The organism is uncultured Chitinophaga sp. (assembly GCF_937874145.1).
Lineage (GTDB): Bacteria > Bacteroidota > Bacteroidia > Chitinophagales > Chitinophagaceae > Chitinophaga.
On the sequence record NZ_CALNBI010000223.1, the window covers coordinates 1 to 11,779 of the forward strand.

General features: G+C 57.2%; 10 protein-coding genes. 3 read left to right on the forward strand and 7 right to left on the reverse strand.

Going from position 1 to position 11,779, the window contains the following annotated elements:
* On the forward strand, positions 1 to 1,030 hold a 1,030-nt coding region (locus Q0510_RS10725; RefSeq protein ID WP_298711035.1), incomplete at its 5' end, for an efflux RND transporter permease subunit.
* On the opposite strand, the gene Q0510_RS10730 is transcribed toward Q0510_RS10725, so the two are convergent.
* From Q0510_RS10730 to Q0510_RS10755, 6 genes are all read right to left on the reverse strand, one after another.
* Positions 1,027 to 2,859, reverse strand: a complete 1,833-nt coding sequence (locus Q0510_RS10730; protein WP_298711038.1) for a monovalent cation:proton antiporter-2 (CPA2) family protein — start codon at positions 2,857 to 2,859, stop codon at positions 1,027 to 1,029. The two genes, Q0510_RS10725 and Q0510_RS10730, sit on opposite strands and share 4 nt — an antisense overlap.
* A 51-nt stretch (positions 2,860 to 2,910) precedes the next feature.
* The gene (locus Q0510_RS10735; protein ID WP_298711041.1) at positions 2,911 to 3,525 is read right to left on the reverse strand and encodes an NAD(P)H-dependent oxidoreductase; all 615 of its coding nucleotides are present in this window, start codon (positions 3,523 to 3,525) and stop codon (positions 2,911 to 2,913) included.
* Between the two features lie 79 nt (positions 3,526 to 3,604).
* Complete coding sequence (gene pgl / locus Q0510_RS10740) at positions 3,605 to 4,330, reverse strand: 6-phosphogluconolactonase (RefSeq protein ID WP_298711044.1); 726 nt, start codon at positions 4,328 to 4,330, stop codon at positions 3,605 to 3,607.
* A 3-nt stretch (positions 4,331 to 4,333) separates the two neighbouring features.
* Positions 4,334 to 5,842 carry a glucose-6-phosphate dehydrogenase gene (gene zwf / locus Q0510_RS10745; RefSeq protein ID WP_298711047.1) on the reverse strand — a complete coding sequence of 503 codons (1,509 nt, stop codon included), beginning with the start codon at positions 5,840 to 5,842 and terminating at the stop codon, positions 4,334 to 4,336.
* A gap of 15 nt (positions 5,843 to 5,857) precedes the next feature.
* Positions 5,858 to 7,273: an NADP-dependent phosphogluconate dehydrogenase gene (gndA, locus tag Q0510_RS10750; protein WP_298711050.1), complete on the reverse strand. Its 1,416-nt coding sequence runs from the start codon at positions 7,271 to 7,273 to the stop codon at positions 5,858 to 5,860.
* Positions 7,274 to 7,325: 52 nt separating this feature from the next.
* The gene (locus Q0510_RS10755) at positions 7,326 to 7,883 is read right to left on the reverse strand and encodes an NADPH-dependent FMN reductase (protein WP_298711052.1); all 558 of its coding nucleotides are present in this window, start codon (positions 7,881 to 7,883) and stop codon (positions 7,326 to 7,328) included.
* Positions 7,884 to 8,183: 300 nt separating this feature from the next.
* Here Q0510_RS10755 and Q0510_RS10760 point away from each other — a divergent pair, with 300 nt between their 5' ends.
* Positions 8,184 to 8,633 carry a VOC family protein gene (locus tag Q0510_RS10760; protein ID WP_298711054.1) on the forward strand — a complete coding sequence of 150 codons (450 nt, stop codon included), beginning with the start codon at positions 8,184 to 8,186 and terminating at the stop codon, positions 8,631 to 8,633.
* Positions 8,634 to 8,636: 3 nt separating this feature from the next.
* On the opposite strand, the gene Q0510_RS10765 is transcribed toward Q0510_RS10760, so the two are convergent.
* Positions 8,637 to 9,959 (reverse strand): SGNH/GDSL hydrolase family protein, encoded by a 1,323-nt coding sequence (locus Q0510_RS10765; protein ID WP_298711056.1) that lies wholly within the window; start codon positions 9,957 to 9,959, stop codon positions 8,637 to 8,639.
* A gap of 292 nt (positions 9,960 to 10,251) precedes the next feature.
* Here Q0510_RS10765 and Q0510_RS10770 point away from each other — a divergent pair, with 292 nt between their 5' ends.
* Positions 10,252 to 11,382 (forward strand): glycoside hydrolase family 88 protein, encoded by a 1,131-nt coding sequence (locus Q0510_RS10770; RefSeq protein WP_298711059.1) that lies wholly within the window; start codon positions 10,252 to 10,254, stop codon positions 11,380 to 11,382.
* Positions 11,383 to 11,779: the final 397 nt, after the last annotated feature.

The following is an 11,779-nucleotide window of genomic DNA, read 5'->3' on the forward strand; positions in this document are numbered from 1 at the left end:
GGCGTATGCCTTCTTCAGCGCTTCCACGCCGGAATACGACGTGGAGGTAGACAGGGAAAGGTGTAAGCAGATGGGTGTGGCGGTGAATGATGTGTTCAGCGCATTGCAGACATTTTTGGGGGGGATGTACGTGAATGATTTCACGCGTTTCGGGAGAAGCTTCCGCGTGGTGCTGCAGGCCGATACCACTTACCGTAAAAACATCAGCCAGCTGCAGTACTATTATGTCCGGAATTCCGCCGGCACGATGGTGCCGCTGAGCACGCTGATTAATTATAAGATGGGCGCGGGCGCTCCCGTGATCAACCACTTCAACCTGTACCGCTCCGCGGAAATCAGCGGCACGAGCAATGCCGGCTATTCTTCCGGCGACGCGATACGGGCCATGGAAGAGGTTTCGGCGGAAGTGCTCCCTGCCAATTTCGGATACGACTGGTCCAATATATCCCGCCAGGAAATTGAAGCGGGCAACAAGAGTTTCCTCATTTTCATGTTGTCCATCCTCTTCGTTTTCCTGTTATTGACTGCCTTATATGAAAGTTGGTCTGTCCCATTTTCGGTTCTCCTGGCCGTCCCTGTAGCCTTGTTTGGAAGCATTCTTGCACTTTGGCTTACCGGGCAAGCCAATAGCGTTTATAGCCAGATCGGGCTTATAACGTTGATTGGTTTGTCCGCCAAGAATGCTATCCTGATCGTTGAATTCTGCAAGGAGCGTGTAGACAGGGGGATGCCGTTGATCCAGGCTACGCTGGAAGCAGTGAGCCTTCGTTTCCGGCCGATCCTTATGACGTCGTTCGCATTTATTCTCGGGGTGATGCCACTGGTGTTTTCCCAGGGCGCGGGCGCGGCGTCGCGCGTGAACATCGGGTTTACGGTGGTAGGCGGGATGCTGGCGGCCACTTTGCTGGGGATTTTCGCCGTGCCGGTATTGTACGTGCTGATCACGCGGCTGGCGTATGGCAAGAAAAAGCTGGCGCAGCGGGAAGAGGAGGGGAAAGATAATCCGGCCAACCAGCCTGGCCATCACTAATTCCGTTCTTCGGCATTGTCGCGCTCCCACCCGGTGTCGCGGATCATCATGTTCGTATAGGCATCGGCCTGTATGAATTTCTGCAATTCTTCGATCCTTTCTTTTGCCGCGTTTACGTATTGCTTGTCGTCGCGGAAAGCGGCGAGGCCTTTGAGGGATTTTTCGTCGAACCGGCGGAACATCCTGGCGGCGCGCTGCGACTGGTATGCTCTCCTGCCCAGCATTTCGAGCACATCCGTGCCCAGGCGCAACGAGGTATCGATGGTTTCGCGGTAAATATGAAGAACGCCCGCGTTCATGAGGTCGAAGGCGTCGGCGTTATCCACGGCACGCACCAGCATGCGCAGGTGCGGAAAATGTTTCTTCACGGCCTGCACCACCTCCAGGTTCTTTTCCGGCGTGGCCATGGCGATCACGATAATGGCCGCTTGTTCCGCCCCGGCGGACTTCAGCAATTCGAACCGCGAAGCATCTCCGTAATGCACTTTCAGGCCCATCCGGCGGAGGAGGTCCACCCGGTCGGAATCCAGGTCCAGCACGGTCGCGGGAACGCCGCTGGCGCGCAGGAAGCGGCCGATCACCGTTCCAAAATGATCGAACCCGGCGATGATCACGGCATTGCGCTCGTCGATCTTGTCATCTTCCCTTTCTTTTTCCTGCCCTGCATTTCCAAACCTGGGCTGTACCCATTTTTCGAAAGCCAGCATCACCAGCGGCGTGAGCGCCATCGAAATCGCCACCACGGCCATCATCATATCCACCAATTGCTGCGGCAGCAGCTTCGCCCCCGCAGAGAAAGAAAACAATACAAAAGCGAACTCGCCCACCTGCGGCAGCGCGAAGGAGAAGAGCAGGTTCTGGTCGCGGCTGAGCCGGAAGAGTTTACCGAGCGCCGCCAGCACAAGGAACTTCACGATCATGATGCCTGCTACCAACCCGGCAACGATCCAGGGCGAATGTTCGATCAGGTCGAAGTTGATGGTAGCGCCCACGCCGATGAAGAACAGCCCGAGCAGCAATCCCTTGAACGGCTCGATATCGCTTTCCAGTTCGTGCCGGTATTCGCTGTTGGCGAGCAGCACGCCGCCCAGGAAGGCCCCCAGCGCCGGGCTGAGCCCTACCAACGTCATCAGTACGGCAATCCCCACTACCAGGAGCAAAGCCGAAGCCGTAAACAGCTCCCGCAGCCGGGTGCGCGCCACGATGTGGAGTACCGGCTTCACTACATAGCGCCCTCCTACCACCAGGCCCACCACGGCCCCCAACACCACGATCGTCTTCACCCAGGCCGGCTGATGTTCGATCAGCGAACCGGTTTCCTCGGCCGTCACGGTTGCACCGGCAGGCGCCAGCAGCGGGAAGATCGCCAGCATAGGGATCACGGCGATATCCTGGAACAGCAGCACGGAAAAGGCGCTCTGCCCCGCGGCGGAGCCCATCTGTCCCTTTTCGGTCAACACCTGCAATACGATGGCGGTAGAAGAAAGCGACAGGATCATCCCGATCACGAGCGCCTGGTTCCAGGGCAGCCCGCAGGCCATCGCCAGCCCGCCGATCAGCATGGCCGTCACCACCACCTGCAACCCGCCAAGCCCGAGGATGGGTGCGCGCAGCTTCCACAGCAGCGAAGGCTCCAGCTCCATGCCTATCAAAAATAGCATCATCACCACCCCGAACTCCGCGAAATGCATGAGGTCCTGCCCGCTCTGGCCGATCAGCCCCAGCAGGGCCGGACCGATAATGATCCCGCCGAGCAGGTAACCCAGTACGGAACCGAGGTTCAGTTTCTTGGCCAGCGGCACGAACACCACCATGGTCGCCAGATACACAAGTGCCTGATAAAAAAAGGATTCGTTCGACATATGTTGGATTTACTGGGTTCAACGGGGAGGCGCCGGCAACAGGCCCGGCAAGCCCGTCAGCATATTGGCCTCGGGCTGGCGCATCAGCATCTTCAGATCAATCGAGTTATTGGACAGCCCCTGCAGCAGCTGTACAAATCCGTCTGCATAGCGCGCCAGGTCTTCGTCCGCGATGTGTGCGGAACCCGGAACGATGTAAGGCGGAAGGTAATGCATGTGGCACAACAGCGCCGATTGCCGGTAGGGCAGCAGAAAGTCGTGTACCGCGTGGCCGTGGTGCCCTTCCGCCGTGTAGGCCTGCGCATTGCCGCCGGTGGAGATCACCTGCATGAGGTATTTGCCCTGCAGCGCAACACCGTCCTTCCCATACGCCCAGCCATGTTCCAGCACGAGGTCCATCCATTGCTTCAGGAGGGCAGGACCGCTGTACCAATAAAAAGGATGCTGAAAAATGATAAGATCATGTTTTTCGAGGATGGGCTGTTCCTGCCCGGGCAACACGTCGAAATCGGGATATTCCTCGTAGAGATCGCGCAGCGTGATGCCGGGCAGCGTGCGCACCGCCTTCAGGAGCCGGGCATGCACGCGCGAGCGCTCGAATGCCGGATGGGCGAACAGAATGAGAATTTTCAATCGGCTATAAATTACAAATGTGCATTGAAGTTAAGATTTTATTCCACTCCAATGCACATTCGTAAGTAGTAAGGTATCCTTATATCTGCAGGGCTCCCGCCGCCGCTTCGTCCACGAACCAGTGCAGCTGGCCGTTTTCGGGGCGGATGAGCTGGGAAGGATAAGTATCAGGGTCCGGATTGCCGTCGAGCACCGCCTTCAGCGTCAGCGCCTTTCCTTCACCCGTCGCCATAAACACCACGCAGGAAGCGAGGTTGGTAACGGGAGCGGTGAGGGTGATGCGGTACATATCCTGCGCTTCCAGCCAGAAGGCTTTGGCCCACGCTTTTTTCTCCTGAACGATCGGCAGGCCGGGGAAGAGCGAGAGCGTGTGGCCATCGTCGCCCATGCCGAGCAGCACCAGGTCGAAGGTGTTTTCCTTTCCTTTAAAATATTTGTGCAAGATGTTTTCGTATTCCTTTGCGGAAGCCTCCGGCTCGATGTCCGTCCGCATCACATGGATGTTTTCGGGAAGGGCGCCCACTTTGTCGAGCAGCACGTCGTACGCCATGCGGGCGTTGTTGCGCGGGTCCTCGAAAGGCACGGCGCGCTCGTCGCCCCAGAAGAAATGTACGCGGTTCCACTCGATCATGTTCACGTAAGGCTCCTTGGCGAGCAGCGCGTACAGGCTTTTCGGGGTGTTGCCGCCAGACAGCACGAAGGTGAAGATTTCCTTTTGCTGAAGCGTTTCCTGGATATACTGCGTCAGGAACGCGGCCAGGTTTTCGCTGAGCTGTTGCGGATTATTGGCGATGTGTAATTCCATGCTTTACTTTTTTTCCGGTGGCAGATTGATCCAGGCGTGGCCGTCGCGGGCGATGAGGGCGTCGGCGTCTTCAGGGCCCCAGGAATCCGGAACGTAGTTCGGGAAGTCGACCGGGTGGCGGTTTTCCCATGTTTCCAGGATGGGCATGATCACTTTCCAGGCGGATTCCACCTGGTCGGCGCGCATGAAGAGCGTGGCGTCGCCTTCCATTACGTCGAGCAGCAGGGTTTCATACGCTTCGGGGGTATGATCGTCGCTGTTGTCGTAAGTGAAGGTCATGTTCACCGGGTCGAGGCTCATCGTTTGCCCCGGGCGCTTGGCCTGGAAGCGGATGCGGATGTCCATTTCAGGCTGAATGCTGATCGTCAGCCGGTTGCTGCGCCAGGATTCCGCCGCTTCCGACGGGAACGCGAAGGTGGGCGCATCTTTGAACTGGATGGTGATGTGGGTGGACTTCTGGTGCATCAGCTTGCCGGTGCGCACGTAGAACGGTACGCCCTGCCAGCGCCAGTTGTCGATGAAGAACTTCACCGCCGCGTAAGTTTCGGTGGCCGACTGCGGGTTCACGCCTTTTTCCTCGCGGTACCCCGTCATCTCTTTCCCTTTCATCCAGCCGGCGCCATACTGGCCGCGCACGGCGTACTCATGCACATCTTCTTTCCGGAGGGGACGGATGGCGTTGAGCACATCTACTTTCTTATTACGGATTTCGTTGGCGTCGAAGGAAACGGGGGCTTCCATGGCTACCATGCACATGAGCTGCAGGATGTGGTTCTGCACCATGTCGCGGAGGGCGCCGGAATGCTCGTAGTAACCGCCGCGGCCTTCCAGCCCCACGCTTTCGGCGGCGGTGATCTGAATGTGGTCGATGTAATGACGGTTCCATACCGGTTCGAAGAGCGCGTTGGCGAAGCGGAGCGCCAGGATGTTCTGCACGGTTTCCTTGCCGAGGTAATGGTCGATACGGAAGATCTGCTCCTCCGCGAAGAGCCCTGTCAGCAGGTCGTTCAGCTCATGCGCGCTTTCGAGGTCGTGGCCGAAGGGTTTTTCGATCACGATGCGGGTGGTATTCTTCTCTTTGCAAAGATTGAGCGTGCCCAGCTCCTGCGCGATGGACGGCACCAGCTGGGGCGCCACGGCGAGGTAGAAGATCACGTTGGGATGCACGCCCCATTCTTCCTCTTTTTTGCAGACGTAATCCGCGATGCGCTGGTACGAAGCAATGTCGCCCGCATCCAGCTGCAGGTAATTGACGTGCTGGAAGAATTCCTGGTAATGGCTTTCGGTTTCCGCTTTGCGGCGCGAAAACTTATCCAGGCCTTCCTGCAGGTGGCCGCGGTATTTATCGTCGGAATATTCCGTACGGCCGATGCCCACGATGGCGAACTGGTCCGGCATCCACTCGTCGAGGAAGAGGTTGTACAGCGCGGGTGTCAGTTTCCGGTAGTTCAGGTCGCCGCTGCCGCCGAAGATAAAGAGGATGGAAGCAGGAGGGCGCTTATGATGTTGCATAAAAAAAGTAAAAGATTAATGGTGTTGCCAGTTGGTGTGAAAACTGCCTGGCATGTCTATACGCTGATAAGTATGCGCGCCGAAGTAATCGCGTTGCGCCTGCACCATGTTGGTGGGCAGCACTTCGCTGCGGTACGCATCGAAATATGACAGCGCGGCCATGAAGCCCGCGGCCGGCAGTCCCGCCTGGGCCGCCTGCACGATCACGGCGCGCATGTTATGTTCTTTAGATTTGACAATTTCAGACACCGCTTTGTTCAATAACAGGTTGGGAACTTCCGGGGCGGATTTCAGCGCCTCGTAGAATGTGCCCAACAGGGCCGAACGGATGATGCAGCCGCCGCGCCATACCTTCACGGCTTCGGGCAGCGGGATTTGCATGTCATGCGCTTCGGACGCGGTGTGCAGCATGGCCATGCCCTGTGCATAACACATCACCGTGGCGAACTGCAGCGCGTCTTTCACCTGGTCGATGAACAGCTTCGTTTCCGCGGAAACGGGGATCTTCGGCTCGGCGTACACTTTGGATGCCTGCACCCTTTCGTCTTTATAAGCCGAAATGCTGCGCATGGACACCGCCGTGTCGATGATGGTCACCGGAACGGCGAGGTCCATGGCTTCCTGGGAAGTCCATTTGCCGGTGCCTTTGGAACCCGCCTTGTCGAGGATGACGTCGATGAGGCGCTGGCCTGATTTATCGTCGGGCTGCAGGAAGATGTCGGCGGTGATTTCCAGGAGGAAAGACTGCATTTCGCCCGCGTTCCAGTTTTTATATACTTCGTGGAGCTGGTCGTTGTTGAGGCCGGCGGATTTAAGGAGCCGGTAGCTTTCGCTGATCAGCTGCATGATGGCGTACTCGATGCCGTTGTGCACCATTTTCACATACTGGCCGGCCGCGCCTTTGCCCAGGTAAGCCACGCAGGGCTCCCCGTTCACTTTGGCCGCGATGGCTTCCAGCATGGGTTTCACGTGATCGTAGGCTTCCTTGTCGCCGCCCGGCATGATGCTGGGCCCCGTGCGTGCGCCCTGCTCTCCGCCGGACACGCCCACGCCCATGAAATGGAACCCCGCTGCTTTCATGCTCTCCACCCGGCGAAGGGTGTCGGTGAAATGGGAGTTGCCGCCGTCGATCACGATATCGCCAGGCGCCAGGAGCGGCCGCAGCGATTCCAGCACATCGTCTACCGGCTTGCCTGCCGGAACGAGCATCATGATCCTGCGGGGGCTTTGCAATTGCCCCACCATTTCTTCCAGCGACACCACGCCTTTTACACGCGTGCCTGCAGTGGCGGAGCTCTCGAAGGCCTTAGCCTTCTCCGTGTCCTTGTCGAAGCCGATCACGGCAAATCCATGGTCCGCCATGTTGAGCAACAGGTTGCGCCCCATTACCCCCAGGCCGATCATGCCGAATTCATACAAGCTGTTTGACATATATTCAGTTATCAGGATTGAAGGGGCGAAATTAGCCTTTTGCCCCCATTAATTATTTGCGGAGTTGCAGGGTGAGATCGCGCAGCGCTTCCAGCGCCCGGTGCGCCAGCTCCTTCACCTTCTCGTCGGTCAGGTTGCCCTGCTCGTCGAACTTTGACGGCGCGGCGGCCACAAGCCCCTCCGGCTTCGCGATCTGCTTCATGTCCAGGAACTGGAAAACGGGCTTGAATGCCAGCTGCATCCTCACCGTTCCCCACATCCCCGGCGTAGCGCCCATCAGGGCCACCGGTTTGTGCATCAACGGTGCATCCGTGCCCCGGCTCGCCCAGTCGATGGCGTTCTTCAATCCACCCGGAATAGAATAATTATACTCGGGAGACACGATCAGGAACGCATCCGCCCGCGCCAGCGCCTCACGCATCGCTACGACCGACGGCGGCCGCTCCCCTGCGTCGAGGTCGGCGTTATATAATGGAACTTCATCAAATGTGACGATTTCGGAAGTCATCCCCGCCGGGAGATTGGCCAGGGCGGCGCGCAGCAGCGCCGTGTTGTATGAGCCTTTCCGGAGACTACCGGAAAGACCCGCAATATGTACGTTGGTACTCATGTGGTTTGCAGTTCGAACATCAACGCGGCAAAAATAGGTACAAAAAAGCATCAGGAAAAGGAAAAACGGGCGGAGGATGTATAGGAACGACGAAAACCAGCCACCAGACAAGCCGGCAGCCGGTTATGGGGTTTATGGATAACAGTCTTACCAATCTCCTCATCAACCGGAACAGGCACTGCCAACTTACCGGCAGGCGATGCCTAACCAGCTGATTGTTAATCGGTAACCCAATTTGGGTAAACGGTCGTTCTACTATAACAACTCCCGTGCCGCAGAATTTTTTATCTTGTCTCCGTTATGAAAAAAGCGCTCCTCACCTGCCTGCTCGCCGGTATCGCTACCGCTGTTTCGGCCCAGCAGAAAACTAAGGCCACCCTCAACCACCTGGCCCTTTACGTCCAGCACCTGGAGAAATCCACGGTTTTCTACCGCGACCTGGTGGGTCTCGACACCATTCCCGAACCCTTCCACGACGGCAAGCACACCTGGTTTTCCGTAGGCCCCAAAAGCCACTTGCATCTCATTGCCGGGGCCACGGCGCCCTACACGGGCGACCGCAACTCGCATATCTGCTTCAGCGTGCCCTCCGTAGAGGCGTTCATCGGTAAACTGGCGAAAGCCGGCATCCCGTTCATCAACTGGGCCGGCGAAAAAGGGAAAGTCACCAAACGGGTAGATGGCGTGCAGCAAATCTATCTCCAGGACCCCGACGGGTATTGGATCGAAGTGAACGACGCCAGGGAGTAGCCTTTACTCCTTCACGAGCCGGAACCGGTGGGGAACCGGTGTGCGCAACGCCGCCGGGATCACCGAGGCTTCCGCGAATTCCTTCACGATCTCCGCTTCGCGGGGCTTGTTTTTCCGGTATGCGATCACGCGTTTGATATTGGTGGAATCCAGGCCCGAAGCGCCGGGGTTGGCCGTGAACGCATCGAGGTCTTTGGAGAACCGGTGCTCCACCAGTTTTATATCGCGGAGGAGTTTTTCCAGTTTCCAGGCTTCGGCCATATGCTTCTGCACCTCCAGTGCTTGCCTGTATTGCGGAGTGCTTGTTATTTCGGCGAGGTTTAACCCTCTTTCCAGGGCGCCGGAAAAATAGGACCCGATCTTTTCATCATCTATATATAAAGCATAATTGCCCGGTTCGATATAATGCACGAACAGCATCTCACGGCTGATGTCGTTGATGATGGGCGCCAGCTGCAGGGCTGCCTGCTGGTCGGCCCGAAGCGGGAACGGCAGTGCCGATTCCAGCATGGTGAATGAAATTTCCTTTTTATCGCGCTTCAGGCCGGAGATCTTGCAGAATTTGCTTTTTCCCTGACTGGAAGCAGTCGTTTTATCGATTACCATATACGACACAAACGGTTCCGATTTCATGGTTTTCAACCAGTCCCAACCCATGAGCAGATGTCCAGGACCGGCGGGATGGATGCGGTCTTTACTCACGATTGTGGCCGTGGAATCGGTCGACTGCGCCAGTTTGTTTTTCTCCACCATCATCCCCCAATAATCCACCAGCGGCAGCTGATGCTTTTTCGCTACGCTTTTCACGAATTCGCCGCATTCCTTCAGCGCGTCGTTGGCCCCGAAGTTATTGGTGCCGGCCATTTTGGAAGTCTGGTCGTAGATGGAAGGCGTTTGCAGGATGACCTTCACCTTCGCGGCGAGCAGCAGGGTAACGAGGCTGTCGAGGTTGCGTTTGTAGGCAGAAATGGCTTCCTGTTGCTTTTCGCGGATGCCCGGTTCGCTTTTACGGCGCGGGTCGTACAGCGGGCGGTTGATGTCGTTCATCCCTATCATCACCACCACATGCGTGGGCTTATGGGAAAGGATATCGTGCTGCAATCGGCGGATCATGCCCGAAGCCACATCCCCGCTGATCCCTCCGTTGAAGAACTGCACGTTTTGCGTTGGGAAGCGGGTGGCGTAATACAAGGCTACGTTATGCCAGTAATCGCCATTATGGGTGATGCTGTTGCCGGAGAAAACAACACGGTCGCCGTTCTTGAAATACTGTGCCGACGCTGCGTGGAATGCCAGCAGGAGGAAAATGAGAATTCGTGTACGCATGGTAGGATGATAAAGGTTCCGCACCCAATATACGCAACCCGGATTTTATATCCACTCCGGATGGGCGATGTACAAAAAAAAGAAAGCACATCCGGGGGAGATGCGCTTTCGCAGAGGGGATTGGGGGAAAACAAACAGTAGTTATCAGACTAGCGATACAAAAGTAGGCCCCTCCCCCAAGAAAAACACGAGTACAACCGCTGATTCCTGAAATACCGTATTTCTACGCAACGCGCATTTGTGGTTTTGCAAACGTTTGCATACATTGTGATGCATTCAAATTCCGCATGTTATGAAAATGAGCCTTTTGAAGGGTATCGCCGGGCTGCTGATGCTTCCGGCGGCCCTGTCGGCACAGTCGGGCAAGAACGCCCTCCGCAATTTTCCCGCCGGCGCCACGCCGGAAGAAATCGGCAACAAGGTAGCCGCCCGGTTCATCGCCACACCGCACACCAACTTCGGCCGGCCCTATCCGCCCAGGGTCATCACTTATCCCGAAACCTGCACCTGGTACGGCGCGCTTACTTTCGCGCAGATCACCGGCAATACGGAACTCCGCCAGCAACTGGCCCGCCGCTTCGAGCCGCTCTTCGGCGCCCGGGATACCCTCATCCCCGTTCCGGACCACGTAGACTACACCGTTTTCGGCTCCGTGCCCCTCGAGCTCTATCTCCAAACGAAAGAAGACCGCTACCTCCGGCTAGGCAAACACATCGCCGACAAGCAATGGGGCCCGCCGGAAGGGAAAAGGGTAGTGCCCGCCAGCCACCGATTTTACAGCCAGGGCTACACCTGGCAAACACGCCTCTGGATCGACGATATGTTCATGATTACCGCGGTGCAGTCGCAGGCAACCCGCGCCACGGGCGACCGCTCCTACATCGACCGCGCCGCCAATGAAATGATCCTCTACCTGGATTCCCTCCAGCAACCCAACGGCCTGTTTTACCATGCCCCTTCCGCCCCCTTCTACTGGGGCCGCGGCAACGGCTGGATGGCCGCCGGGATGGCCGAGCTGCTGCGATCCGTCCCGAAAAACAATCCCAACCGCCCCCGCATCCTCCAGGCCTACCGCAACATGATGGCTTCGTTGCTGAAGTACCAGTCGGCCGACGGTATGTGGCACCAGCTGGTCGACGATCCCGATTCCTGGAAAGAGACCTCCTGCACGGGGATGTTCGCTTTCGCCATGATCACCGGCGTCAAAAACGGCTGGCTGGAGGCAAAAACCTACGGCCCTGCCGCCCGCAAAGCCTGGCTGTCGCTCATCACCTACCTCGATGAAAACGCCGATATCCGCAACGTCTGCGAGGGCACGAACATGAAAAACGATCATCAATATTACCTCGACCGCAAGCGCCTTACCGGCGACCTGCATGGTCAGGCCCCGCTGCTGTGGTGCGCTACGGCCCTGCTCCGTTAGTTTCGGTCATATCCTACCGTAAAGAAACGCCAGGGCACTGAGGCCCCGGCGTTTTTTCTTTCACTCAGGGCTACTTTGTTCGCTGTTCGCGAATCGCGAACAGATTATTCGTATCTCCGAAAGAGGAAGAACCGGCTTCATTGCCAGTCAGATTAGAAAATTTGCCATCGCGTTGTAATCGCACGCTAATCACGTTGTAATCGTATGCAAATTGTATTGTAATCGTATGCTCATTGTACAGTCATTGCGTTGTTACATTCCTCTAACCGTCCTTTAGCCGTCCTCCAGACGCCCGTTTACCTGGGGCTAGACGTCCTGTAACTGCCCTTACACCCTAAAAAAAACCTCCCGAACGCGAGTCCGGGAGGTTGGGGCACAAACATGGAATCTGTACGAC

Bases quoted from the DNA above. Each gene is read 5' to 3' on its own strand.
- zwf (WP_298711047.1), bottom strand. From the start codon at position 5,842: ATGCAACATCATAAGCGCCCTCCTGCTTCCATCCTCTTTATCTTCGGC.
- pgl (WP_298711044.1), bottom strand. From the start codon at position 4,330: ATGGAATTACACATCGCCAATAATCCGCAACAGCTCAGCGAAAACCTG.
- Q0510_RS10760 (WP_298711054.1), top strand. From the start codon at position 8,184: ATGAAAAAAGCGCTCCTCACCTGCCTGCTCGCCGGTATCGCTACCGCT.
- Q0510_RS10770 (WP_298711059.1), top strand. From the start codon at position 10,252: ATGAAAATGAGCCTTTTGAAGGGTATCGCCGGGCTGCTGATGCTTCCG.
- gndA (WP_298711050.1), bottom strand. From the start codon at position 7,273: ATGTCAAACAGCTTGTATGAATTCGGCATGATCGGCCTGGGGGTAATG.
- Q0510_RS10765 (WP_298711056.1), bottom strand. From the start codon at position 9,959: ATGCGTACACGAATTCTCATTTTCCTCCTGCTGGCATTCCACGCAGCG.
- Q0510_RS10755 (WP_298711052.1), bottom strand. From the start codon at position 7,883: ATGAGTACCAACGTACATATTGCGGGTCTTTCCGGTAGTCTCCGGAAA.